18 protein-coding genes and 35 tRNA genes are annotated in these 23918 nt (G+C 63.7%); 11 read left to right on the top strand and 42 right to left on the bottom strand.

Annotated elements, in window-relative coordinates:
• The first annotated feature begins 66 nt into the window (after positions 1-66).
• Positions 67-819 carry an endonuclease/exonuclease/phosphatase family protein gene (locus tag ACYOEI_RS12250; protein WP_462849812.1) on the top strand — a complete coding sequence of 251 codons (753 nt, stop codon included), beginning with the start codon at positions 67-69 and terminating at the stop codon, positions 817-819.
• An 802-nt stretch (positions 820-1621) separates the two neighbouring features.
• Positions 1622-1939 (top strand): hypothetical protein, encoded by a 318-nt coding sequence (locus ACYOEI_RS12255; protein ID WP_462849813.1) that lies wholly within the window; start codon positions 1622-1624, stop codon positions 1937-1939.
• A 1210-nt stretch (positions 1940-3149) separates the two neighbouring features.
• Here the strand turns inward: ACYOEI_RS12255 and ACYOEI_RS12260 are convergent.
• From ACYOEI_RS12260 to ACYOEI_RS12445, 38 genes are all read right to left on the bottom strand, one after another.
• Positions 3150-3220 (bottom strand) — tRNA-Arg (locus ACYOEI_RS12260).
• A 1-nt stretch (position 3221) separates the two neighbouring features.
• Positions 3222-3294: transfer RNA gene (locus tag ACYOEI_RS12265), tRNA-Arg, on the bottom strand.
• A 267-nt stretch (positions 3295-3561) separates the two neighbouring features.
• Complete coding sequence (locus ACYOEI_RS12270) at positions 3562-4284, bottom strand: hypothetical protein (RefSeq protein WP_462849814.1); 723 nt, start codon at positions 4282-4284, stop codon at positions 3562-3564.
• A 217-nt stretch (positions 4285-4501) separates the two neighbouring features.
• A tRNA-Trp gene (locus ACYOEI_RS12275) sits at positions 4502-4571 on the bottom strand.
• A 51-nt stretch (positions 4572-4622) separates the two neighbouring features.
• On the bottom strand, positions 4623-5210 hold the full coding sequence (locus ACYOEI_RS12280; RefSeq protein ID WP_462849815.1) for an HNH endonuclease: 588 nt from the start codon (positions 5208-5210) through the stop codon (positions 4623-4625).
• A gap of 24 nt (positions 5211-5234) precedes the next feature.
• Positions 5235-5306, bottom strand: a tRNA-His gene (locus ACYOEI_RS12285).
• A gap of 2 nt (positions 5307-5308) precedes the next feature.
• Positions 5309-5393 (bottom strand) — tRNA-Ser (locus ACYOEI_RS12290).
• 43 nt (positions 5394-5436) lie between these two features.
• Positions 5437-5509, bottom strand: a tRNA-Val gene (locus ACYOEI_RS12295).
• 42 nt (positions 5510-5551) lie between these two features.
• Positions 5552-5624 (bottom strand) — tRNA-Arg (locus ACYOEI_RS12300).
• A gap of 3 nt (positions 5625-5627) precedes the next feature.
• Positions 5628-5713, bottom strand: a tRNA-Ser gene (locus ACYOEI_RS12305).
• A 15-nt stretch (positions 5714-5728) separates the two neighbouring features.
• A tRNA-Ala gene (locus ACYOEI_RS12310) sits at positions 5729-5799 on the bottom strand.
• Positions 5800-5833: 34 nt separating this feature from the next.
• Positions 5834-5904: transfer RNA gene (locus ACYOEI_RS12315), tRNA-Ala, on the bottom strand.
• A gap of 74 nt (positions 5905-5978) precedes the next feature.
• A tRNA-Val gene (locus ACYOEI_RS12320) sits at positions 5979-6049 on the bottom strand.
• Positions 6050-6074: 25 nt separating this feature from the next.
• Positions 6075-6148, bottom strand: a tRNA-Leu gene (locus tag ACYOEI_RS12325).
• Between the two features lie 189 nt (positions 6149-6337).
• Positions 6338-6410, bottom strand: a tRNA-Glu gene (locus ACYOEI_RS12330).
• Positions 6411-6549: 139 nt separating this feature from the next.
• A tRNA-Leu gene (locus ACYOEI_RS12335) sits at positions 6550-6623 on the bottom strand.
• 11 nt (positions 6624-6634) lie between these two features.
• Positions 6635-6705: transfer RNA gene (locus ACYOEI_RS12340), tRNA-Asp, on the bottom strand.
• Positions 6706-6763: 58 nt separating this feature from the next.
• A tRNA-Leu gene (locus ACYOEI_RS12345) sits at positions 6764-6837 on the bottom strand.
• Positions 6838-6851: 14 nt separating this feature from the next.
• Positions 6852-6925: transfer RNA gene (locus tag ACYOEI_RS12350), tRNA-Leu, on the bottom strand.
• A 29-nt stretch (positions 6926-6954) separates the two neighbouring features.
• A tRNA-Gln gene (locus tag ACYOEI_RS12355) sits at positions 6955-7029 on the bottom strand.
• A 14-nt stretch (positions 7030-7043) separates the two neighbouring features.
• Positions 7044-7115 (bottom strand) — tRNA-Gln (locus ACYOEI_RS12360).
• A gap of 1 nt (position 7116) precedes the next feature.
• Positions 7117-7188 (bottom strand) — tRNA-Gly (locus ACYOEI_RS12365).
• A 36-nt stretch (positions 7189-7224) separates the two neighbouring features.
• Positions 7225-7295 (bottom strand) — tRNA-Gly (locus tag ACYOEI_RS12370).
• A 10-nt stretch (positions 7296-7305) separates the two neighbouring features.
• A tRNA-Ser gene (locus tag ACYOEI_RS12375) sits at positions 7306-7389 on the bottom strand.
• Between the two features lie 52 nt (positions 7390-7441).
• Positions 7442-7525 (bottom strand) — tRNA-Ser (locus ACYOEI_RS12380).
• A 33-nt stretch (positions 7526-7558) separates the two neighbouring features.
• A tRNA-Asn gene (locus ACYOEI_RS12385) sits at positions 7559-7630 on the bottom strand.
• 21 nt (positions 7631-7651) lie between these two features.
• Positions 7652-7725 (bottom strand) — tRNA-Pro (locus tag ACYOEI_RS12390).
• Positions 7726-7745: 20 nt separating this feature from the next.
• Positions 7746-7816, bottom strand: a tRNA-Gly gene (locus ACYOEI_RS12395).
• Between the two features lie 37 nt (positions 7817-7853).
• Positions 7854-7925 (bottom strand) — tRNA-Thr (locus ACYOEI_RS12400).
• 36 nt (positions 7926-7961) lie between these two features.
• Positions 7962-8033 (bottom strand) — tRNA-Lys (locus ACYOEI_RS12405).
• Between the two features lie 18 nt (positions 8034-8051).
• A tRNA-Ile gene (locus tag ACYOEI_RS12410) sits at positions 8052-8122 on the bottom strand.
• 26 nt (positions 8123-8148) lie between these two features.
• Positions 8149-8221: transfer RNA gene (locus ACYOEI_RS12415), tRNA-Ile, on the bottom strand.
• 1 nt (position 8222) lies between these two features.
• A tRNA-Lys gene (locus tag ACYOEI_RS12420) sits at positions 8223-8294 on the bottom strand.
• A gap of 62 nt (positions 8295-8356) precedes the next feature.
• Positions 8357-8430: transfer RNA gene (locus ACYOEI_RS12425), tRNA-Pro, on the bottom strand.
• Between the two features lie 22 nt (positions 8431-8452).
• Positions 8453-8526 (bottom strand) — tRNA-Pro (locus ACYOEI_RS12430).
• A 7-nt stretch (positions 8527-8533) separates the two neighbouring features.
• Complete coding sequence (locus tag ACYOEI_RS12435; protein WP_462849816.1) at positions 8534-8776, bottom strand: hypothetical protein; 243 nt, start codon at positions 8774-8776, stop codon at positions 8534-8536.
• Positions 8777-8835: 59 nt separating this feature from the next.
• Positions 8836-8906 (bottom strand) — tRNA-Glu (locus ACYOEI_RS12440).
• A 12-nt stretch (positions 8907-8918) separates the two neighbouring features.
• Positions 8919-8990: transfer RNA gene (locus ACYOEI_RS12445), tRNA-Phe, on the bottom strand.
• Positions 8991-9502: 512 nt separating this feature from the next.
• Between ACYOEI_RS12445 and ACYOEI_RS12450 the strand changes: the two genes are divergently transcribed.
• Positions 9503-10666, top strand: a complete 1164-nt coding sequence (locus tag ACYOEI_RS12450; protein WP_462849817.1) for a GDSL-type esterase/lipase family protein — start codon at positions 9503-9505, stop codon at positions 10664-10666.
• 119 nt (positions 10667-10785) lie between these two features.
• Entirely contained in the window at positions 10786-11175 is a 390-nt protein-coding gene (locus tag ACYOEI_RS12455; RefSeq protein WP_462849818.1) for a VanZ family protein, read from the top strand.
• Positions 11176-11354: 179 nt separating this feature from the next.
• Here the strand turns inward: ACYOEI_RS12455 and ACYOEI_RS12460 are convergent, their stop codons facing one another.
• Positions 11355-12284 (bottom strand): alpha/beta hydrolase, encoded by a 930-nt coding sequence (locus ACYOEI_RS12460; protein ID WP_462849819.1) that lies wholly within the window; start codon positions 12282-12284, stop codon positions 11355-11357.
• A 425-nt stretch (positions 12285-12709) separates the two neighbouring features.
• Here ACYOEI_RS12460 and groL (ACYOEI_RS12465) point away from each other — a divergent pair, with 425 nt between their 5' ends.
• The 7 genes from groL (ACYOEI_RS12465) to ACYOEI_RS12495 all read left to right on the top strand — a co-directional run bounded on the left by groL (ACYOEI_RS12465) (position 12710) and on the right by ACYOEI_RS12495 (position 19072).
• A complete protein-coding gene (gene groL, locus ACYOEI_RS12465; protein ID WP_462849820.1) occupies positions 12710-14386 on the top strand; it encodes a chaperonin GroEL in 1677 nt (558 codons plus the stop codon).
• A 99-nt stretch (positions 14387-14485) separates the two neighbouring features.
• Entirely contained in the window at positions 14486-14785 is a 300-nt protein-coding gene (gene groES, locus ACYOEI_RS12470) for a co-chaperone GroES (protein ID WP_462849821.1), read from the top strand.
• Between the two features lie 125 nt (positions 14786-14910).
• The gene (groL, locus tag ACYOEI_RS12475) at positions 14911-16536 is read left to right on the top strand and encodes a chaperonin GroEL (RefSeq protein WP_462849822.1); all 1626 of its coding nucleotides are present in this window, start codon (positions 14911-14913) and stop codon (positions 16534-16536) included.
• Between the two features lie 271 nt (positions 16537-16807).
• Positions 16808-17962 (top strand): molecular chaperone DnaJ, encoded by a 1155-nt coding sequence (gene dnaJ, locus ACYOEI_RS12480; RefSeq protein WP_462849823.1) that lies wholly within the window; start codon positions 16808-16810, stop codon positions 17960-17962.
• Between the two features lie 46 nt (positions 17963-18008).
• The gene (gene grpE, locus ACYOEI_RS12485; protein WP_462849824.1) at positions 18009-18542 is read left to right on the top strand and encodes a nucleotide exchange factor GrpE; all 534 of its coding nucleotides are present in this window, start codon (positions 18009-18011) and stop codon (positions 18540-18542) included.
• Between the two features lie 29 nt (positions 18543-18571).
• A complete protein-coding gene (locus ACYOEI_RS12490; RefSeq protein WP_462849825.1) occupies positions 18572-18883 on the top strand; it encodes an FmdB family zinc ribbon protein in 312 nt (103 codons plus the stop codon).
• Positions 18884-19072: a DNA gyrase inhibitor YacG gene (locus tag ACYOEI_RS12495; protein ID WP_462849826.1), complete on the top strand. Its 189-nt coding sequence runs from the start codon at positions 18884-18886 to the stop codon at positions 19070-19072.
• Between the two features lie 54 nt (positions 19073-19126).
• On the opposite strand, the gene ACYOEI_RS12500 is transcribed toward ACYOEI_RS12495, so the two are convergent.
• From ACYOEI_RS12500 to ACYOEI_RS12510, 3 genes are all read right to left on the bottom strand, one after another.
• Positions 19127-20338, bottom strand: coding sequence for an aldo/keto reductase (locus ACYOEI_RS12500; protein WP_462849827.1), 1212 nt, complete (start codon positions 20336-20338; stop codon positions 19127-19129).
• A gap of 343 nt (positions 20339-20681) precedes the next feature.
• Entirely contained in the window at positions 20682-23042 is a 2361-nt protein-coding gene (locus ACYOEI_RS12505) for a TolC family protein (RefSeq protein ID WP_462849828.1), read from the bottom strand.
• A gap of 493 nt (positions 23043-23535) precedes the next feature.
• Positions 23536-23814 (bottom strand): Mpo1-like protein, encoded by a 279-nt coding sequence (locus tag ACYOEI_RS12510; RefSeq protein ID WP_462849829.1) that lies wholly within the window; start codon positions 23812-23814, stop codon positions 23536-23538.
• Positions 23815-23918: the final 104 nt, after the last annotated feature.

Genomic DNA, 23918 nt, shown 5'->3' on the forward strand with positions numbered 1-23918 from the left:
GGTCACGCGACCGAGGGCCTGGCGTGGGCCTCGAGGGATCGGTCCGTCGGACGGGGTGTGCCGAGCATGCGAGTGCTGAGCTATAACATCCATAAAGGCATCGGTGGGCGAGATCGGCTTTATCGAATCGAGCGGATCGTCCGGGTGATCGAGGAGGAGGACCCGGACCTGATCTGCCTCCAGGAAGTCGACCGGAACGTCTCCCGGACCCAACACGACGACCAACCTCGGAGGCTCGCCGAGTCGCTCCGGTCGGTCGCCGACCTGTACCAGCTCAACGTCCGCCATGGCGCAGGGGGCTACGGGAACCTGATCCTCTCGCGTTGGGGGTTCGACGATACCCACCAGATCTCGCTGCGAAAGGGCCGGCGTAAGCCTCGAGGGGCCCAGCTTGCGGTCGTCGCCACCCCCGAGGGGCCGCTCCATCTCGTCAACTGGCACCTCGGCCTCGCCGAGAGGGAGCGTCGCTGGCAGGTCCAGCACCTGCTGACTCACAACTCGTTCGCCGAGCTCGCGGATCGGCCCACCTTGATCGTGGGTGACTTCAACGACTGGCGAAACACGCTGATGCGCGGCCCGTTCCGTGCCCACGGATTTGAGCAGGTGACGATCCCGCAACGCCGATTCCGCTCGTTTCCCGCCTACTTCCCCATCGTCTCTCTCGACAAGGCCTTTACGCGAGGCGGGATCGACATCCGACAAATCCGAGTTGTCCACTCGCACCTGGCAAGGCGTGCCTCGGATCATCTTCCGCTTGTGATCGATTTCCACCTCAGTCCGCCGGTACCCTCGCCGCGTTCGGGGGCTGGCGAACGTTGACGAAGCCTCGAGGCCGGTGGTGGCTTTTCATCATCGTGTGCATTTTTGCGGTTTTGCCGTGTAAATTCTCCTTGACCTCGGGCGGTATTCCGCCGATATTTATGTGTACCTCGTGCCGGGGACCGTACCGAAAACTTACATTCGATCGATCGAATACCGTTCAAAGGTGGTGTGATGATCCGGGGTTTATTGGGCTTCAAAAGCTGGTTCCAGTACTTGGTGGTCACATTCGTGACCCTCGGGTTCGGAATTGAAGCTGCGCCCTACCCGTTGATCATGACAACCGGTGCGATCGAGTGTGAAGATTGCGACGACTCCGTCCCCTGCTCGGACGACGTTACCGATGAAGTCTCCGGTGCTGTCAGCGATCGAGGTTGGCACAAAGTCAAGTTCTCCGTCCGACGGAGTCTCCCCCACACCTGGATCCGTCGGTCGTTCGATCAGCGTTACGGTGTTCTAGCGAGGATGACTTCGACCCGCCGATCTTCGCTCCCCACCCATCCGACCTCCGCCCTATTGGGCGGATCCGTCGGGATCCCCATCTCGCTTTGCCGTCTGACCTGCTGAATCGATCCCTCCCCCGCCGACTCCTGGCATTCGCGTGTGGAGAGTACTCCCGTACTGGGATGACCACATTCGTCTCCAGTGACGTCCCTGGTTGGACTTCCCTCCCCCCACGAATCGAATCGTCTTGTGGAATAAGCCTCGATGCCACACATGATGGCTTCAGGCGATTCCCTCGATTCGACATGGGAAGTTCCGCTTCCAAGACCCTCGGGATCGATGACGAAGGACAGATGCGATGCGAAGATCGGCCTATCGCGACCTTGATCGACTGGTTCTGCTCACTCCTTCGGCCGATGCGCTGGGTGAGATCGAGGGCCGTCTCGCCCTCGAGCGAATGGCGCTAATGGCCAGTCCGATCCCAGAGCGTCGGCCTGTTGATATGCTCGCCAGCAACATCCCGATCGCACATGAACCGATTCAAAATTCTGATCGACTCCAGAAGAAAGAAAATGATAAGTTGGTGATCATTGAAGCCGCTCTGGGACTCGTCGACGACGAACCCTGGTCGAATGGAAGCGAGTGGGTTCCCGAGGAGGAATTCGCCGGGTCATGATCGGTCGTCCCTCGACCGGCTCAGTCCTTCGGGCACCGGCGGCCCGGATTCGGTCTCGGACCGGGTTTCCCCCCCACCGTCGGTGCTCGAAGGGCTGTGAATCGCGGTCGCGCATACGGCTCGATTCCGACCTGTCGGAGACGTCGCTCGAGTCTTGGCGTCAAGGGTCCGGCGAGTGCCGGATTCCCCCCAAAAATCGCCGGGACTCGGGACGACGGAACGTCCGGAACGACTTCCCGTCGTGATTGGTCTAACCGGTTTCATCGTGTCCCTCGAGCCACCGCGGAGTGGATCTGTCCCCCCCAGATTTCCCCCCCACCGTCGGTGTTTGAAAGGTCGCGACGAAAGGCCGTGTTCTGTCGACTCGCTGGTACGTTCGGGTCACCGCGGAGTGGATCTGTCCCCCCCCAGATTTCCCCCCCGTTCCGTTGGAACTCGAACCCTCCTGGTGAGGTTCATAAGCAGACACATTGACCGGTCGGCAGCGTTCGAGGAACCACGCGTGGGTCTGTCCCTCCCAAAGACTCCCCCTCCACGCTTGGAGCTCGAAACGATCTCGAGGACGACGTTCGGCGACCTGCGGTGATGGATCACCGAACTCGTGTTTCGGGCACCGGCGGAATGGGTTCGACCTCCGGTCGGACTTACCCCCCCCTCCGCCGGTGCCCGCGACTTACGGCATTGGGAATCACTTTTGTTTGAAAGCGAATCGGAAATATCTAGTCGATGGTTGAAGTCTCTTTTCAGGGATTAGGACGGCTTGGTAATCCCTCCTCATCGATATTGATTAACGCGAACGACCCGAGGGAAAATCCCTCGGGTCGTTGGGCAACTTGCCAGTGGCCGCGATGGCCGAATGTGAGTTTTGATGCGACGACCCGGGTGCGACAATCCGTCGTCGCGGGGTGGTCGAAGTGGCGTCCTATGTCCAGATAACGTTATCGGATCGCTGCCAGACCGGCTTTACCCTATTCGACGATTCAATCGCCAAGTCCCCTGGAACGCCCATCCGCCCCAAAGCCCTTCCATCCGACCCGAGACGCCGATGGAAATGGGCGAGTTGTCGTGACTGACTTTCGACGTGAAAGCCACTTCGGTCATTGGCGATCGCCAATGAGATGTCCTCGCCAGGAATTGAACCTGGTCTTCGACCTTCGCAGGGTCGCGTGCGAATCCGGCACACCCCGAGGACAATTTGTTGTCGGCAAGTTCCTCCGCCCGGGAGTCGAACCCGGTCTTGCGGCTTCGAAGACCGCCGTGCGTCCGACACACTCGCGGAGAATGCCCTCGCCAGGAATCGAACCTGGTCTTCGACCTTCGGAGGGTCGCGTGCGACTCCGGCACACCCCGAGGGCAAATGGATGCGGAGCTTCGTCAAACCCTTGCTAAAGGCCCGGAAGCCTTCGCTTCGGTGCACGAAGAGACGAGGAGCTTCAGGGCGCGTCTCTCGGTTCTCAACTCAGGGTGAGATCAAGTCGAGGACGGAGTGAGTGTGAGTGGAGGAAGGGAAAATGATCGGGGACGAGATTGTCATCCCCATCTCGAAATGATTCGCTGAAGGCCAAAGGATGTGGTCATCCTCGGAGCGCATCTGAAGCCGATTCGCCTGTCGTCTTCACGCTTCAACGGAATGACGCGGCAACCTCGGGCTTGAAGAGAATCGAGAGACACCAGAACCCAATCGGAAGTCCCGCCAGGCAGCAGGCACAACCACCCGCCATGATGGCGAAGCTACCGGCGACGGAGAGCCAGTAGTTTTGAAGGCGGAGCATGCTATACCCGGCCCATGCCGCCGAGGCTGATGCGACGGAAAGGCAAATCAGGGTGCCGACCGAGAGAAGTACGGTGGCGTCTTCCGACGCTCCAGGTCGAGCTCCTGGCCCTGCCGGAGCGAGCTGCATCCCAACCTCCCGCGGCACGGCCCGTTCGATCGCTTGTTGGTTCTGCGAGTCAGTCGTCAGTGGGGTGACGAATCGGTCGACGTAGCCGAATCCCGCAAGGAACAGGTTGAAGAAGATCCCGAGCAGGCCGGCGACCAACAAAGTCGTCGCGGGGGCTTTGACGGTGTCTCGTGATCGAGCGAGGGTCGCTGCGCTCGGGCGGACGTAGAGCTCTTCGAAGGAAGGGCCTGGTTCGTGCCGGGGAATCGATGGGATTTCGGGCGATGGCTCTCGGCGAGTCGGCTCCACCATGGGGGTCATTGCCGGAGCCTGTGCCGGGGGTGGCTCGGCCTCTCGGGCGGCCCCTTTCTTCACGTCGAGATATTTGCCGTAGAGGGTGAGGACAGCGGTGAGGAGCCCGACAAAGCCGGCGAGCACCGCGATCAGGTTCTGAACGGTTTCCACTCAACCCTCCCAATTGCCCTGGCTTTAGGCCGTGGCCACGCCGGCCTCCGTGGCCTGACGCGTCGACCGAGGGTTCGGTCGCCGGCCCTCGGTCGCTCATGGAACCGAAAGAAATGCCACGCCGGTTGCAAAACCGCAAGGGCACCTCGATGGACCATGCTCGAGTTGGGGCTTCGGGTCGGTGGTGAGGGGAGTTTTGTTCGCTCGATTCACTCAGCAGGGACGCAAGGATTCGAACCCTGTGCGCGAGGTTTGGAAGCTCGCTGCTCTCCCAGGAGCACATCCCCCTCGAACGCCCAACGTCTCAACAGGTGAGATGGCGGGCGGTGCGGTTGCGGTCAGGACAGAGCCAGTGCCGGCTCCTCATGAAGAAATTTGGCCCAGCTCGCCACTCGCTCGCCTTGGGCTGCATAGAACGGTTTCCAGTCGGGGCGTACCGGAGTTTTGCGAAGCCGGATCCCAGCCTGTTCGGGGGTCCGATCGGCTTTCCGGGTGTTGCATCGCATGCAGGCTGCGACACAATTCGTCCAGCTCGAGGCGCCCCCCTGGGCGCGTGGGACGACGTGGTCGATGGTGATCTGCTCCCAGCCGGGTTGCGTCCCGCAATACTGGCAGGTGTGGTGGTCGCGCTTCGCGACGTTCCGGCGGCTGAAGGTGACGGCCTGGCCGGGCAACCGGTCGTATCGCGAGAGGCAGACGACCTCGGGGATCCTGAGTCGGAGCCTCGAGGCGCGAATGCAGGGTTCGTCGCCGTCCGGTTCGACTTGGACCCAGTCCTCCCAGGAGAAGAGCCGGTACTCGTCCGGGTCGACCACGCGCGCCACGTCGTTCCAGATGAGGACGAGCGCCCGGGCAACCGTCGAGACCCCCACGGGTTGCCAGTGTCGATTCAGGACGAGCGTCGGTCGTTCGAGCACGTTTCGCATGGCGATAGACCTCTCCGATGAGGATGTGCCCGACCGGGATCGAACCGGCACTGTCCGCCTCACAAGCGGGTGTGCTTGCCATTACACCACGGACACAGCGGAAGGGGCGGGAGTCGAACCCGCAAGGCTCATCGCTCGCCCGCTTTCCAAGCGGGTCCCGTCTCCAAGTCGGGTAGCCCTTCCGTAACACCAGCCCCGTACGGCCGGCTTCACTCTCGACTGCCAGTGGTCCCGGAGGGACTCGAACCCTCGCTCTTCCCCACGTCATAGGGATGTCTTCGCCGCTAGACGACGGGACCGTATTCGACGGCGATCCGAGGAGATTTCTCCAACCGTAGCGATGCCCCGACCAGGACTCGAACCCGGGACTCCTCGTTAGGACCGAGGTGTGATCGTCCGTTTCACCATCAGGGCGAGCGGAAGGCGAGGGATTCGAACCCTCATTCCCCGAGGGGAAACCGCTTTAGCAAAGCGGCCCGGCCAACCGTATCCGGCTGCCTTCCATCGGTTGAGAAGAGTGGACCGGCGGGGAGTCGAACCCCGATCTCCTGGGTGCAAACCAGGCGTCGTCCCATTGGACTATCGGCCCATCACATGATCGTCCAAACATCGGTTGAGAAGAGTGGACCGGCGGGGAGTCGAACCCCGATCTCCTGGGTGCAAACCAGGCGTCGTCCCATTGGACTATCAGCCCATTATTTTGTGAGAATTTGTGTGGTTAGCGTTCATGGACGTTGGTGTTACACAACCTTAGCCGCAACGATACAGTCGTCCCGGATGGAGTCGAACCATCATCACCCGGATGTAAGCCGGGCATCGTGCCGTTGGACCACGGGACGTCGATCGATCGGGTGATACAAGGAGTAGCACGGGTGGGAGTCGAACCCACAGTCACCAGGCTCTCGACCTGGCCGCTTTGCCGATTTGCGTACCGTGCCGTCGCGATTGCGGGTATGGGAGTCGAACCACATCTCTCCGAGCTTATGAGGCTCGGCCGAGCACCGGCCCACCCGCGAGTCCCAGGCCTCGGTATCGAGCCGAGTGGGCCGGCCTTATGGGGGCCGGATGGGCACCTGCCCAGCCTGGGAGAGGATCGAAGCGAGAATCGTCTGTGGAACGCCAAATCATGACCCGTGCGAGAGTCGAACTCGCCTTTCCTGGTTGAGAACCAGGTGTCCTAAACCGATAGACGAACAGGCCGAACTGATCGCGAGAAGCATGGGTGGTGGAGGAGTTGAACCTTTCGCCTTCCGCCTCACAATTCTTGATTGGCAGCGGTTTTACAGACCGCCGTGAGGAACACCACCCGAGGGCTGTGGGATCGGTCGTATGACGACCATGGCGCGGGAGGGACTCGAACCCACAAACACCAAGATTTGAGCTTGGCCGCTCTGCCGATTGGCGTACCGCGCCGGATTTGAGAGCGGGACCACGGGGAGTCGAACCCCGAGCAGCGCATCGACAATGCGCGGTGTTGCCGTTACACCATGGCCCCGTTTCGTCGGCCTTCGAGGCCTCGCCTTACCTAGGCGAAGTTTCTCGAGTCTCGACATTGGCCCGAGAGGGATTCGAACCCTCAGCATCTCTCGTTCTAAGCGAGAGTGGTCTGCCAGTTGCCTATCGGGCCGTCAGTGGTGAGAGTGCCCAAGGAGGGATTCGAACCCCCACCCACTCGGTTTTAAGCCGGGCCGCTCGGCCAGTTGGCGCTCTTGGGCAGACTTTTAAACGAGGGTTGGTCGGGAAGTTCCGGGGGCTGGAATCGAACCAGCGGCCTCCACGTTCAGAGCGTGGCGTGGCTACCAGCAGCCACTACCCCGGAGTCACGTCTCACAGTTCGGGAAGGAGGATTCGAACCTCCACCGCCTGATTCAAAGTCAGGGAGCCTACCGGTTAGCCGATTCCCGAGAGCGTCCTGCGGGAGTCGAACCCGCCTATCGGGCTTGGGAAGCCCGTGCCTAAACCGCTCGGCCAAGGACGCGTTCACATTAACAGAGTCTGGAAGATCGTGATGGACTGCGGGATCGGGGAGTCGAACCCCGCTTGCCTGGTTGGAAGCCAGGAGTCGTGCCGATCGACCAATCCCGCGGCGAGTCAGCGGAAGGGGAGGGAGTCGAACCCTCAAGGCATTTCGCTCGTCCGAGTTCGAATCGGGTGCCGTCGCCAATCGGCTAGCCCTTCCATGAGTGAGTGAGTGAGTGGCCCCCGCAATCTCGAGGTTCGGGCGGATGAGGCGGAAGGAGAGGGAGTCGAACCCTCAAGGCTGTTCGTTCGTCCGAGTTCAAGTCGGATGCCGTCGCCAATCGGCTTGCCCTTCCGAGGATCGTGAGGACTCGAGGACACCTCGGCAGCACCGGCGGGAGGAGTCGAACCTCCATTCGTCGCCTTAACAGGGCGATGCCTTACCGTTCGGCCACACCGGTCACGAGAGGGAGAGGGGCGAATCAGGGCGGCCGGATTTGAACCGGCGATTTCCTGCTCCCGAAGCAGGCGGATTCCCAGGCTTTCCCACGCCCTGGTCCTGAATCGTCGAACCCAAGTGCCCAGCGGGAGTCGAACCCGCACTTCCGCCATGGCAAGGCGGTAGGCTACCGCTACATCATGGGCACACTTGCCGACATCCGAATTGTCAAAGAATGAACCGAGAGCACCGGGTGGGACTCGAACCCACGTCGCCGCATTACGGGTGCGGAGTCCTCGCCGCTGGACGACCGGTGCCACGCTTGTACCAATACCGAGTCGAACACGCTCGAATGGGACCAGAGGGGCTCGAACCCTCACAGCCTGGTTAAGAGCCAGGAGTGCTGCCGCTAACACCTTGGTCCCGACGACAAGACGACCGAATCGGCCCAGGAGGAGTTGAACCTCCGTCTCGCGGTTATCAGCCGCGTGTTCTCCCGTTGAACTACAGGCCGTACTTGTGCATGAGTCTTGCGTGTGCTTGGCGCCGGGGGAGTCGAACCCCTCATCGCTCACTTATAAGGTGAGCACTCTAACCGTTGAGCTAGACGCCATTGGGGTCGGAGGGATTCGAACCCTCACCTCCCGGCTTAAAAGGCCGGCGTGCCGCCGTTACACCACGACCCCGGATCGGCAACTCCGAGGGTATGTAACGTTTTATGTGCATAATGTTTCTCCATGAACAAAGGTCGGGACGGCCGGATTCGAACCGGCGGTCTCCTGCTCCCAAGGCAGGCGGATTGCCAGACTTTCCCACGTCCCGAACGTCGACGACGCCTGGGCAGTCAGGGCGGCCGGATTTGAACCGGCGCTCTCGAGCTCCCCGAGCTCGCGGATTTCCAGGCTTTCCCACGCCCTGAACCGATTCAGATGTCCGAGGCTTGACGCTGTTTCAGGTGGGCCCGCTCGGCCTTCCTGACGACGTCCTCCGAGAGCCTCGTCCGGCTGACGAAGGTCACCTTCCAGTTTTCGCTCCAACTCCCGTTCGATTCGAGGAGCTTGACGTTCTCGCCCAACTGAGCGTATTTCTCGGGCAACCAGGCGGTGTGATGATAGGTGGCACGGCCCAGGGGCTGCTCCATGTGGCATTGGCGGTAATGCAATGTCATCACGCTCTCCTTTCTCGCCTGGTACCGGTCAAATCCACTCGAGCCCCGGGTCGTCGGAGCAGCCCGTGAGGGAATCGAACCCTCCTCTCCGCAGTGAAAGTGCGGTATCCTGCCGATAGACGAACAGGCCAATTCCCTACAGTGGGCCGGGGGGCGCTCGAATCCCCGTCTGCGGTTTTTCAGACCGCCGCTAAGCCGTCTCAGCTACCGACCCGTATCAACAACGAGGCCCGATGACTTGTGACACCGGGCCTCGAGGAACCATCAGGAGTGAGGTCGCCGCCGAGCGTCACAATCGTTGGGGGTAAGATCGGAACGTGGACGAACTTCCCAGTCGATCCCACGATCGACTCGCCAGCTCGCCACGAAATTCTCGACCCGCGTGCTCGGCTAACATGAAAACCTCAGTCGTATTGATGTCTCGAATACGTTCGTTTGTTTGTCTTTGGCGTTCACTCGTCTCGCTTGCACCCTTAGAGACGCCGGGCCCCGGAGAGAAGTTCGCGCGATTCGCCATTCTTTTTCGAGGATGTTTTCGGCGATCGTGGCGAGGTCGAAAACGTTTGGCTTAAACTTATGCGTTTGAGATACTTGAAGCCGTCCTCGGGCCTGCTGTTTTACCACGGGTGGGTGGGGTTTGATGGGCGGAACTCGATTCTTCTGGAATCGAACGACCCGATTTTCGAGTGTTTTGTCGACGTGTCCGTTTCAAGGAAAGGTTCATCCGTGATTCGAGTCGAATGGTCAGGTATGGGGTCGTTGGTGGCCTTCGTGCTGGCGATCAGCCTGTTGGGGCGACCTTCCGAGGCACGAGGGGACGGACGACTGACGATTCGTTGCGACCATCCCGACCTCGTGCTGGCCCCCTATGTTTGGAAGCCGAACGGCAAGGGGGCCGAATCCCTCGTCGACTCGACCATGCCCGGGGCGTACCTCCGTGCGACGTTTCAAGGGACCACCGCGATCGGCCTCGTCGTCGACGGCTCGTCGAATCGTGGCTGTCCAGCCCCTTCGATGCCGGTCGTCGAGTTCTCCGTCGACGACGGCCCGTATCGGGTCGTGCCGCTCACTCAATCCGAGGGCGTCTACACGCTCGACGTGGCCAGCGGCCTCGATCCCACGCGACCCCATCGTTTGACGGTGATCTTTCGGGCGGCGGACTTGTTGCAGGATCGTTGGGGCTCACCTCGGGCGCATTTGCGGATCGCGGGGATCTCGATGGATCGAGCCGGCGTGCTCCTGCCCTCGGTATCCCGGCCTCGGAGGGCGATTGGCTTCGGTGATTCGATTACCGAGGGAGTCGGGGTCGACGGCTTGTTCACGTCGTGGCAATCGCTCAGCGTCAACAACGCGAGGGCCACGTGGTTCCCGATCGTCGCCCTTGCGCTCGACTGCGAATATGGTCAGCTCGGCTCCGGGGGACTTGGTATGTCGAGGGCCTTGAATCTGCCTGCCTTGCCCCAGGTCTGGGATCGCTTCGACGTGACGACGTCGCGCTTGAGCAATGGGCGGCTGCTCCCCGAGCCCGACTATATTTTGTGCGCCCTGGGAACCAACGACTTCGACAAGGACATCACGACCGACTACACCAAGTGGCTGGTCGACGTCCGGCAAGCCTGTCCGAATTCCTGGATCTTCTGCGTGGTTCCCCCACTCGGTGTCCACAAAGGTGAGATCGAGTCCGCCACCGCCGTCCGTAGACGGACGGGCGACTCGCGGGTCCATGTCATCGACACGTCACCACTCGCCTCGGCGTTTCGCGCCGGCCAAGGTCCGACGTCCCTTGCCCATGACGGCGTTCACCCTTCGGGATATGGCCATGCGATGCTTGGTGCCTTGATCGCGGTCGAGATCCGACGAGTCTTGGACTCGGCGACTGCGGAGAAATGAAACTGTTCGAAGTGATCGGGACGTGGTGCGGGTTGGTCGGACCTCAGGCGGCTCGATATACTCGGGAAGGCTTCGGCGCCGCTGACGGAGCTGCCCCATGGGCCGAAGAGGGACCCTCGATGTCTCGTCGTGTTCGTTTAGCCGTCGCTTGGACTTGCGTGATCCTGGCACTCTGCCTAATTCCTGCCCGCTTCCTCCCCCCGGAAGAGTTCCCCGACAGGGTTAGCCATTTCGACAAGATCGTCCACGCTTCGTTGTTTGGCATCTTCGGCCTGCTCTGGATCCGCGCGTCTCGGACGTCGAAGCTCACCGCTGGGGTCTTGGTCGGAGGTCTGGCGCTCGCCGCCGTGACCGAGCTCGGTCAGGCGCTGCCGATCGTTTCCAGAGATGCCGATCTCCTCGACTTCCTGGCCGACCTGTTCGGTTTGGTCGTCGGAGTGGCGTGGGCCCGTTGGCGAGGAGCCGGGGCCGAAGTGGCGAAGCCGGATTCAACCCCGGTCGGAGTTTGACGGGGGCGATTTGGTCGTGCAAACCGGCGGGTCGGCCTTCTGATTTTCGGGCGATCGAGAGCACGAAAAGTCATCGAGCCAGGACGCGCCGGATTTCCAGGCGGCCCCGCACGCTGACTTCTCGAGCTCGTGGTGAGAGACGTTCCGTGCTTCGACGATCGACGGCAAGACAGACGCGATCATCGAGAATCGGGGCGGGTCGACTTCGTGAGAAAGCCCTGAGTTTTGAGCCAGGTGGCGCAGAGCTCGGGCCATACCCCGAACGTGGGCTCCTTCGCGCCGAGCCCAAGGCCGTGGCCTCCTTTTTCGAAGAGGTGGAGTTCCACGGGGACCTTCGCCTTCCGCAGGGCGAGGGCGAAGAGGATGCTGTTCTCTGCGGGGACGGCCGTGTCTTCATTGGTATGAGCCAGGAAGGTCGGCGGAGTCTCGGGCGTCACCCGTGTCTCGTTCGAGAGGCTGGCGACGAGCGCGGCGGGCGGGTCGTCGCCCAGGAGCGACGTGCGGGATCCGCCGTGTGCGTAGGGCGTGGCGAGCGCGACGACCGGGTAGAGGAGGATCATCCGGTCGGGGCGAGAGCCGACGCGATCGATGGGGTCCTCGGCGTCCGCCCTTCCGGCGTCGAAGTGCGTTCCGGCCGTCGAGGCCAGGTGTCCCCCCGCCGAGAAGCCGAGGATTGCCACGCGGTTCGGGTCGAGTCCCCACTCCTTGGCCCGTGCGCGGACCGTCCGGATGGCGCGACCGGCGTCGTCGAGCATCGCGGGATGGTGGTATCGGGGGCCGAGTCGGTACTTCAGGACGATGCCTGTCAGCCCCAGCCGGTTTAGCCAGCGGGCGACTTGCTTGCCCTCGTGATCCCTCGCGAGGTGCGAATAGCCGCCCCCCGGGCAGACGACGACGGAGGCGCCCGTGGCCTCCTCGGGGGCGGGCCGATAGACGGTCAACGTCGGGACGTCCTGATCCGAGTCGGTCCCCTTCGCACCCGGCGCGCCTTGGGGCCATAGAGGGTAGGTTTGGGGTGCGGAGGGATCCTCGGCGGCGGCTAGGAACGCGGCCGTCAGGAAGATGGTCACCGAGGCGACTTGCTTCGTGGAGAAGGTCGAAGGTCCCATCGAAGGCTCTCCTCGTTCGCGATATCCGGAGAGGGGATTTGCCAATCACCTCCACGGATGCGCCAAGTGTTCAGGTCGAATCCGGAAGTGCGGCAGAGGAGGGCCAGTGTGATGTCGAGAGCGGGACACGTCAAACCGCTAGCGCCACTTACGCACGCGTTCTCGATCGCGTCGGCGGGGGATGACAATTCCTGGCCAGGGCTGCCAAAACGGCAGCAAGAGCGACAACCGAAGGAGCCCGCAAAGTCAGCATCTTTCTGTTGCTAAAGGAGTTAAGACAAAGCAAATGGGCCGGTATACGACTTGCAATGGGATGTGTCGAAAATCCCGGACGAGGGCAGCCCAAGGTCCGATGGTCCCTGGGTTGCCGTCGGCCCGAGTGCGATTGGGCGACGACTCTCGACCGTGTCGAAGGAGAATTCACCGTGGCGAAGATGATGGCCTACGATGAGGAGGCCCGCCAGAAGCTGGCGAGCGGCGTGTCCAAGCTGGCCCGGGCCGTCCGGAGTACCTTGGGTCCGCGCGGCCGCAACGCCGTCATTGACAAAGGTTGGGGCAGCCCGACCGTCACCAAGGACGGCGTGACCGTGGCCGAGGAGATCGAGCTGACCGACCCCTACGAGAACATGGGGGCCCAGCTCGTCAAGGAAGCGGCCAGCAAGACCTCCGACGCCGCGGGCGACGGCACCACCACCGCCACCGTCCTGGCCGAGGCCATCTTCAAGGAAGGGCTCCGCGCGTTGGCTTCGGGCGCCGACCCGATGGCCCTGAAGCGGGGGATCGACAAGGCCGTCGAGGTCATCGTCGAGCACGTCAAGGGACAGTCGAAGAAGGTCTCCGGCAAGAAGGAGATCACCGAGGTCGCCGCCATCGCCTCGAACAACGACAAGGTCATCGGTGAGAAACTCGCCGACGCCTTCGAGAAGGTCGGCACCGACGGCGTCATCACCGTCGAAGAAGGCAAGGGCTTCGAGACGAGCGTCGACGTGGTCGAAGGCATGCAGTTCGACCGCGGTTACCTCTCGGCCCACTTCGTCACCGACCCGGACCGGATGGAGGTCGTCCTCGACGACGTCTATATCCTCATCTACGAAGAGAAGATCGGCTCTCCTCAGAAGCTGATCCCCGTCCTCGAGCTCATCGCCCGGGCGAACAAGCCGCTGTTGATCATCGCCGAGGACGTCGAGGGTGAAGCCCTTGCGACCCTCGTCGTGAACAAGCTCCGCGGCATCCTCAAGGTCGCGGCCGTCAAGGCCCCCGGCTACGGTGATCGCCGTAAGGCGATGCTCGGCGACATCGCGGTCCTGACCGGCGGCAAGCCCATCTTCAAGGACCTCGGCGTCGAGCTCGAGAGCATCCAGCTCACCGACCTCGGTCGCGCCCGCAAGATCACGATCTCGAGCGAGAACACCACGATCGTCGAAGGGGTCGGGACCTCCGACGAGATCAAGGGGCGGACCGAGATGATCCGCCGCGAGATCACCCAGACCGACAGCGAGTATGACCGCGAGAAGCTCCAGGAGCGGCTCGCGAAGCTCGCCGGCGGCGTCGCCCAGATCAACGTCGGGGCCGCCACCGAGACCGAGATGAAGGAGCGGAAGGCCCTCGTCGAGGACGCCCTCCACGCCACCCGCGCCGCGATCGAAGAAGGCGTCGTCCCCGGCGGCGGCACCGCCCTGATCCGCGCGGCCAAGGCGCTCGACAGCTTGACCCTCAAGGGTGACGAGGCCCTCGGTGTGAACATCATCCGCCGGGCCATCGAGCAGCCCGCCCGCTCCATCGCCGAGAACGCCGGGATCGACGGCTCCGTCGTCGTCAACAAGATCCAGAAGTCCTCGGAAGCCAACTTCGGCTACAACGCCGACGCCAATACTTTCGGCGACATGTTCGCCGCCGGGATCGTCGACCCGACCAAGGTCACCCGCTCGGCCCTGCAGAACGCCGCGTCCGTCGCCGGCCTCTTGCTGACGACCGAGGCCATCATCGTCGAGCCCAGGAAGAAGGCCGAAGCCGCCGGTCATCATGATGACCATGGCGGTGGCATGGGCGGCATGGGTGGCATGGGCGGCATGGGCGGCATGGGCGGCATGGGGATGATGTGAGCGGGGTCCTGAGCGACCCGGCCGGTTCCTGAGATTTCTTCACCAGACGACCGGCCCCGACGACCCGGGGCCAGTCCCGAACGAATAAGGACTGATAGCATGGCCAAGATCAACATTCGTCCGCTCGAAGACCGCGTCGTGATCCGGCAGATCGAGGCGGAGGAGAAGACGGCCGGCGGCATCGTGCTGCCGGACACGGCCAAGGAGAAGCCGCAGCGGGGCCTCGTGGTGGCGGTGGGCCCCGGCAAGTTGCTCGACTCGGGCGAGCGGGCCGCGATCGGTGTGGTCGAGGGGGATGAGATCCTCTTCGGGAAGTACTCCGGCACCGAGATCAAGGTGGACGGCGAGGAGATCAAGATCCTCCGCGAATCCGACATCCTGGCGAAGATCGTCAAGTAACTCCGGAGGATGGGCCGGGCTCGCCTCACGTCGCGTCGTGACCGATCGCGTGGGGTGGGCCTCGCCCGGCTGATCGCCGACGGTGGGCCTCCGCTCCCTTCCACAGAACAAAGGACACTCGAGCCGTGGCAAAGCAACTGCTCTTCTCCGACGCCGCCCGCCGCAAGATGCTGGAAGGCGTCGACATCCTCGCCCATGCGGTGGGCACCACGCTCGGCCCGACCGGCCGGAACGTGATCCTCAGCAAGTCCTTCGGCGGCCCGACCGTCACCAAGGACGGCGTGACCGTCTCGAAGGAAATCGAATTACCCGACCCGTTCGAGAACATGGGCGCGAAGCTCGTGAACGTCGTGGCGTCCAAGACGTCCGACGTCGCCGGTGACGGCACCACGACCGCCACCATCCTGGCTCGCGCCATCTTCCGCGAAGGCTTGCGGAACGTCACCTCGGGCGCGAACCCGACCGCGATCCGCCGAGGGATCGAGAAGGCCGTCGAGGCCGCCGTCGCCGAGCTCCGCGACAAGGTCTCGCGCCCCGTCTCCAAGAAGGAAGAGATTGCCCAGGTCGGCACGATCTCGGCCAATAACGACCCGACGATCGGCTCGATGCTCGCCGACGCGGTCGAGCGCGTCGGCCGCGACGGCGTGATCACCGTCGAGGAAGGCAAGTCCGCCGACACGACGCTCGAGTTCGTCGAGGGCATGCAGTTCGACAAGGGGTACCTCTCCCCCTACTTCGTCACCAGCCCGACCTCGATGGAAGTCGTCTTCGACGACGCCCTGATCCTCCTCCATGAGAAGAAGATCAGCAGCCTCCGCGAGTTGATCCCCCTCCTCGAGAAGGTCGCACAGTCGGGCAAGCCGCTCTTGATCGTCGCCGAGGACGTTGACGGCGAAGCGCTCGCGACCCTCGTCGTGAACAAGCTCCGCGGCGTCCTGAACATCGCCGCCGTCAAGGCCCCCGGCTTCGGCGACCGCCGCAAGGCGATGCTCGGCGACATGGCGATCCTGACCGGCGGCACGGTCATCAGCGAGGACCTCGGCCTGAAGCTCGAGAACCTCACGCTGAAGGACCTCGGCAGCGCGAAGCAGGTCAAGGTCAACAAGGACAGCACGACCTTCATCCAGGGTGCCGGCAAGAAGGCCGACATCCAGAAGCGGATCGACCAGCTCCGCCGCCAGATCGAGGAGACCGAGAGCGAGTACGACAAGGAGAAGTTCCAGGAGCGGCTCGCGAAGCTCTCCGGCGGCGTCGCCCTCATCAACGTGGGCGCCGCGACCGAAGCGGCCATGAAGGAAACCAAGGCCCGCGTCGAGGACGCGCTCCACGCCACCAGGGCCGCGGCCGAAGAGGGGATCGTCCCCGGCGGCGGCACGGCGTTGATCCGGGTCATCCCCGCGATCCAGAAGGTCTTCGAGGAACTGTCGGGCGACGAGAAGCTCGGCGCCGCGATCATCCTCCGGGCCGTCGAGGAGCCCGTCCGCCACATCGCGTCCAACTCCGGACACGACGGCGGCGTGGTCGCCGAGGAAGTCAAGTCGCGCGAAGGTGCCGTCGGCTTCAACGCCAACACCGGCGAATACGTCGACCTGTTCTCGGCCGGCATCGTCGACCCGACCAAGGTCACGCGTTCCGCCTTGCAGAACGCCGCCTCGATCGCCGCGCTCATGCTGACGACCGAAGCCATGATCACGAACATCAAGGACGACGAGAAAGACGACGCGGTCCGGGCCGAAGGGTCCGTCCGCTAAGCGTCTCGTCTGGTCGATGATCCTTGGGGTGGCGTGTTCGACCCTCGCGAGGGCGCGGCACGCCACCCTCGTTCATCCAGAGACTTCGGATCCGGTCGCCCGTGGCGGCCGGGTCTCGACCGGGGGACCAGGCCGAGTCGTCCCGGAGTCGGTGATCCCTTGAAAATGAGGAGGGCGGGTCGAGGTGGTTGCGGTGTCGTGCCCCGGCGTTCTGTGATATCCTGGGGATTGCCGGATGCCGCATGAATTCCCTTGACCTGCGCGAGACGCCATGCCGATGGCAACATCGAAACGGGACTATTACGAAGTACTCGGAATCAAGCGCGACGCGGCCCCCGACGAGATCAAGAACGCCTATCGGCAGCTTGCGAAGAAGTTCCACCCCGACAAGAATCCCGGCGATCAAGAGGCCGAGAAGCGATTCAAGGAAGGGGCTGAGGCGTACGAGGTCCTCTCGGATCAGTCGAAGCGCCAACGGTACGATCGTTACGGCCACGCCGGCATGGAAGGGGCAGGTGTCCACGACTTCCGTAACGCCGAAGACATCATGTCGGCGTTCGGCGACATCTTCGGCGGCGGGCTCTTCGGCGACCTCTTCGGTCAACGCCGACGCGGGCCTCGGCCGGGCCAGGACCTGCTCTTCAAGCTGGAAATCGAGCTTGTCGAGTCGGCCAGGGGCACGACCAAGACGGTCGAAGTCAGCCGGCAGGAACCGTGCGGCGAGTGCAAAGGCACGGGGGCCCGCAAGGGGACCGTCGCCACCACCTGCAACTACTGCGGCGGACAGGGCCAGGTCGTCCAGTCTCGCGGCTTTTTCCAGGTGGCGACCACCTGCCCCTCCTGCGGCGGTGAAGGCGTCCGAGTGACGGACCCCTGCCCCTCCTGCCGAGGCGCCGGTCGCGTCCCGTCGGTGGCGCATCTGCAGGTGGACGTCCCCGCCGGCGTCGAGAGCGGCATGTGGCTCCAGCTCCGAGGCCAAGGCGAGCCCGGCGATCCGGGGGCCCCGCGAGGCAATCTCCGAATCCAGATCCAGGTGCGCAAGCATCCGTTCTTCGAACGGAACCGCAACGACCTGGTCTGCCAGGTCCCGATCAGCTTCCCCCAGGCCGCCCTCGGCGCCGAGATCGAAGTGCCGACTCTCGATGGGCCGGACCGCCTGCATGTCCCTCGGGGGACCCAAAGCGGCGATATCTTGCGACTCAAAGGGCGGGGCATGCCCGACATCAATGGCCGAAGTCGGGGGGACGAGCTCATCGAGGTCCTCGTCGAGACGCCGAAACGCCTCAGCGCCCGGCAGGAAGAGCTGCTCCGCGAACTCGCCGAGATCGAGCACGAGGACGTCAGCCCGAAGCGCAAGAGCTTCTTCGAAAAGCTTCGCGACTATTTCACCGAGGATGCCGACGCCGCGGATTTGGGAGAGTCTTGAGATCGACTCCCCCTCTCGGCCGAGACGGCAATAGGATCCTATAGCCATGAGCGACGCAACCCGACCAACCGACGACAGCGCGGGAGGTCCCCGGTTCGAGGGAGGCACATCCTCCGACGAGCCGGGAGACGAACTCACCCAGGCCCAGCGCCAGCGAGACGAGTACTTCGAGCAACTCCAGCGGACCCGCGCCGAGTTCCTCAACTATCAGAAGCGTGCGAAGACCCAGGCGGACGCCGACCGGACCTATGCGGTCGGCTCGCTGGTCCGCGACCTGCTCGACGGGATCGACAACCTCGAGCGTGCGTCCGAAGCACTCCGTAGCTCGGCCGCGGCGGGGATCAGCGAAGGGCTCGACATGGTCCTGAAGCAACTCCTGGCCACACTCGCCAAGCACGGGGTCGAGCCCATCGTCGCACTCGGCAAGCCGTTCGACCCCAACGAACACGAGGCCCTGATGCAGCAACCCGACGCCGGTCACCCCGAAGGGACCGTCGTGGCCGAGCTGAGCAAGGGCTTTCGGATCCGCGACCGAGTCCTCCGGCCAACCAAGGTCGCCGTCTCGACCAAGCCCGCGTAAGACCGAGCCCCACGGAGAGGCCAACGACCATGCCAACTTACGATTATATCTGCGATAGTTGCGGGCATGAATTCGAAGCCTTCGAGTCGATCAAGGCCGACCCGCAGACCGAATGCCCGAAGTGCCACGAGGCCAAGCTCCGCCGCAAGATCGGCCCGGGGGCCGCGATCCTGTTCAAGGGGTCGGGCTTCTACCAGACCGACTATCGGAGCGAGTCGTACAAGAAGGGGGCGGCGGCCGACAAGTCGAGCGGCTCGTCGAGCCCCTCGTCCGACTCTTCGTCCTCGAGCACGCCGGCCAAGTCCGAATCGCCGAAGCCCTCGAGCAATGGAACAAGCTAAATGATTCGCGGGCGTTGTCCGACCTGTTCGAAAGCGTTCGCGGTCGCCTCGCTCGACGACCTGCCCAGCTTCCCTTTTTGCTCCGACCGTTGCCGGCTCATCGACCTCGGCCGGTGGATCGACGGGACGAATGCGATCCCCGGCGACACCCCCGCACCCTCGGGCGAAGTGGAAGACGACGAAGATTAAACTCGGCCGACGCCCAGCAAGTCTGGACGTCGGCCGATGTCTTTCCGGCTCGGATCAGGCGAGGCGTTGGTCGGCGATCTGGATGAGCTGGCTCACCGGGAGGCCGTGGGGGCACGCCTTCTCGGCGGCCGCCAAGTCCGCACTGGCAAGGTCGCGAGCCTCGGGTGGCAGGGCCTGATAGAGGGCCCGGGCCGCTTCGCGCTTGCCGTAGACCGAGTAGTAACGCAGGTAGCGGAGGACAGTCGCCACGGGAACGCCACGCGCGGCGGTTTCGCAGAGGTGGCCGCAGCCGTGGCAGTAGAGGTTCGCGGTCTTCTGGCGATGTTCCTCGAGCAGCTGCGCCTGCTTGGGCGTTAGCGGGCTGCGGGTCGCCTCGGAGTTTTCGCGGAACTGATCCATGTTCGTCATTTCGCTGACGACGACGTGGAACCGTTCGTCGGCGAAGACCGCCTTGATCGCGGCCTGTTCCTTCTTGAATCCCTTGGCGAGGTAGTCGTCGAACTTGGCGTTGTTGCCGGGGAGCTTGAACGCGCCGGCACCGGCCTGGGACTTCATCGCGACGAGCCCGAGGTTCGCCTTCGAGGCGGCGTCCACCGCCCGGCGAAGGTCGTCCGCATCCATGGTGCGGAAGTTGTACTGGATCATGATCTGGTCGATCCAGCCGCATTTGGCCGCGGCCTCGACCACTTCGACGAGCCGCTTGTCGTGGCAGCTCAGGCCGCAGAACCGGATCTTGTTCTCTTTCTTGAGGCTCTCGAAGAGGGCCTTCATCGCCGGGTCGAAGAGCAACGGGATTTGTTCGCCGGTGATCCCGTGGAAGTAGTAGCTGTCGACATAGTCGGTCCGGAGACGTTCGAGGCTGTCGCCGAGATGCTTCCGGATCGACTTCGCCCCCTCGGCCCCGGTCGCCCTGCGGTAGCTCGAGTTCTTCGTGACGAGGTAGACGTCTTTTCGCTTCTTGGTCCGTTCGAGGACCATGCCGATCGTCTTCTCGGATTCGCCGTTCTCATAGGCTTCGGCCGTGTCGATGTAGCGGACGCCGCCGGCGAGCATCTTTTGCACGAAGGCGGGGTCGACATCCCAGCTCGTCCCCATGCCAAGCCTGGAGACATCCTGGCCGGTCTTTCCCAGAGTCACCGCGGGCAAGCCGGTCGCCGGGGCGCCGAGGACCGCTTCGGCCGAGGCGAGGGCCGGGCCCACGGCCGCCGCCGTCTTGAGAAAACGACGCCTGCTGCCACCGCAAGTGCTCTGATGGGAGTCTGCCATCGTTTCCGCCTTCCAGATCGAAATGGGTGGGATTGGGCCCGGACCGTTTGAGAGATACTCCTTACGCCGAATTGGCGAGGAGTACGGCCGTCATTCTGATGGAGCCAGAGTCGTGGGGTCAACAAGAATTTGACAATCGGTCGAACCCGTGCGACGGGAGATGGCCCGAGGCGATCGGCAGGTGGGCTGTGGCGTCGGAGGCCGAACCGCTCATCGATTTCGGTCGATCTCGAGGGCACATCCTCGTCGTACTCTCAGGAAACTAGGCGACAAACGAGCAAGGGCCGGCCCTTCCTGTGGGGAAGGGCCGGCCCTCTTGCTCATTTGGTTTCACTCACCCGACTTACTGAGGGGGCAAGGGCGGGAGCTCGATCGGGATGGGAAGCGGCGGCAGTTCGCCGGAGCCCTCGGCCGCGGGGACCGAAGCACTCGCCGCGGCCTCGGGGACCGGTGCGGTCGACTCTACGGCCGGGGTCATGGAACCAGGGGCCGAGTTCGTCGACACAGGCAGGACCTCCGGCTCAGTCTGGGTCGGTGCCGCCTGGCTCAGGATCGGGGGCTCGCCCGCCGGGAGGGTCGGGGCAGCCGGGGTCGGGGGCGGCCCGAGCGGGCCCACCGGGGCAGGCAGCAGGGGACGGTTCCCGTCCGGCTTGAAGTCGAGCGGCTCCATCGGCGGCACGGGATCGGGGTTCGAGGGGCCGTTGACCGGCCTCCGATAGAGGTCCCCGTCACGCGGCAAGGGCAGGCTCCGGTGGCCGTTCACCTGGTCCTTCGCCTGGATGTAGGCCTTCTTCGGGTGCGGCCCTTCCGCCACCGCGATGTTGTCGTAGGCGAGCAGCGTCCCCTTCGCTTCCTCGAGGGCCACGATCGAGATGTTGTACGTGGTCTTGAACTGGGCCTCGGTCGCGACGGCACTCGCATACTGGCTGACCGCGTCGAGGTAGCGGTCGATCGTGATTCGGCCTTCCTCGTAGAACGCCCGCTGGGCGTCGAGACGCTGGGCGGCCGCGGCACGGAGCCGAGAAGCCGTCTTGAACTGCTTGTAGTTCGCGTCGACCTCCAGGAAGAAGCGGGCGAGGGAGTGCATCGTCTGGTGCACGACCTGCTGGAGGTAGGCCCGCTGCTTCAGGAGGGTGTATTGCGACTGCCGGGCGTTGGCCAACGGCTCTCGCATACCGAGCGGCATCTGGAAGGTCAGGCCGAACTGCCAGGTCTGGAAGTTGCTGAACTGGCCCGGGAACCCGTTCAGGCCCGCATTCCTCTGCTTGGTGATGAGGATCGGGTCGATGCCGGTAATCGACTTGCCCGTCATGACCGCTTCGGCGGTGTCGAGGTCGTGGCCGAGGCCGTTCAACTGGTAGAGGGCGTTCAGGTTCAGGACCGGCAGGAGCTGGTTGCGGGCGACGAGGAGCTGGAGCTCGGCGACGCGGACGACCAACTGCTGCGTCACGATGTCGGGCTGGAAGGTGAGCATCTGGGCCATGCTCGCTTCCCAGTCGGGGGCGAGCCGAGACTCGGCGGGGGCCGTGACGGGGATGATTCGTCGGCTGTCGGCCGGGGGGAGGCCGAGGATGTTGCGGAGCTGACGTTCGGTCGTGATGACGTCCGACGTCTTGGTCACGAGGTCGAGTCGGAACTGCTCGAGCCGCTGTGTGGCTTCGGCGACGTCGGCGACGGTTCCTCGGCCGACCTCGAGCTCGGACTCTTCGCGACGCTTGATTTCCTCGGCCAGCTCGACGGCTTTCTCGCTGCTCCAGAGCTGCACGTGTTGCTGTGCGAGGCTCCAGTACTGTTGTTCGATCGAGCGGACGTGGGCCATGATCTCGGCCTTGAACCGCCAGACGGCGGCGTCGGCGTTGAGCCGGGCGATCACGATCGGGGCCCGGTTCGCTTCGAGGCCGACGGCACCCGTGTTCGAGGCCACGGCACCCGCCAGGGGGGCGTTGCCGAGCAACGGCTGGGTGATCGTCAACTGCGTGTTGGTCGTGTATGCCGACGGCGTGACGTTGTTGGTACTGTTCGAGAACAGATAGTTGATGTTGTGCGTCACGCCGATCGTCGCACCGGTCGCGGTCCGCTTCTGCAGGCCGGTCTGGAACGTCCCGGTATCCTGCGCGAAGATGACCGGATACTTGTTGCCGAGCCCGGCGACACCGGCCGAGATGCCGTTATTCAGGGGCTGAACGTTGTGGCCCCAGAGCATGCTCGTCGTGAAGTTGGTGTCGAAGGCCGACAGGGCCGTGGCGATCTGCGTTTCTTGGATCGCCGGGTCGTAGACCGTTTGCAGCGGGCTCGAGCCGAGCGAGCTGGCGATACCACCGCCGGTCCCGATGTTGAGGGGGGTCGGCTCGAAGCCGCCGATCGGGATGCCCTGGGCACCGAGCGAGATGACGCGGACGACTTCCGAGTTGTCCAGGCCGACCTTGATCGCGTCCTGGAGGCTCAAGGACCAGATTTCCTGGGCCTCGGGGTCGTTCGTGGTGCGAGGTTTGGCCACCTTGGGCAGCGGCATCGGCAGCGAACTGCTGAGGAACTGCGCCTGGGTAACCTCCTTGTCCTCGTCCGGAATCGTCCCCGACGTCTCATGGGGGACGGCCTTCGATTGGTCGATGTAGGGGAGCCGCTGGCAGCCGGAGGAGGCGGTCCAGGCCGCCGCCACCACAGCTACTTGAGCGAGCCGGTTCTTGATACGCGTCAATCGCATGGCCAGGCCGTCCTTGACTAAGTTCGCCATGTGACGAGTGGTCCCGGGTCTATCGGTCGCCGACAGCGCCGTCACCGGCGGCCGGTCGTCCTGTCTGACCTCGGTCGGCGGCCGGTCGCGTCCATACGTCCGGGCCGCTCGCCGTCTTGACTCCAACGCCTGATGACTCGTCCCACGAGATCGGGGGAAGTGCCATCGGTAGGGGAGCAAGTCGTTTCCAGCACGGATAACCCCCTGATCGTGGCGTCGTGCCACGCTCAAGGAAGTCCGACCGATCAACCTGTCCCCTCGTATCGGATGTAACGGAAGTGCGTCTTGAAGCGGATAGGCAGATTCTACGGATTTTGACGAATCGTCCTAGGTCAAAACCACGCGTTGCCACCAGGGCGGCGGAGCTTGCGCCCACGACGTCCCATGAACCTAAAGGGACGCGGCCCTTGGCGAGCTTCCCTCGAGAACCGGCCGGAATGCGAAGCGACTCGGAGAGAGAGGATCATGCGACGCCCTGTCGCGACTTCCGAGGAGGGGCGATGTCCACGTAGGGCCATCCCAGTTTCCGCTTCAAGAGGATCACTTCGCCGGGATCAGTCCCCTCGAGGGCATGGCCGAGGAACTGGATGAGATAGCCGCCGACGAACAGCGACAGGGCGAAGAGGAAGAGGGGGATGGACGCCAAGGAGACGTAGATGGGGATGAGGAGGACGCCGAGCACCGTGGGAGGGATCCCGATCATGTGCAGGACGAAGCTGGTGGGTTCTCGGTGGCGGGCCATCCAGCCCTCCACCAGTTTGGCTGGTGGCTGCGGCGGACAAAGCATCAAGGGGCTCCAGCATCTCGGTGGCGGCCGACGCGGGACGTTCGCTGCTTGACGAGGCC

It is taken from the genome of Singulisphaera rosea, from assembly GCF_054877945.1.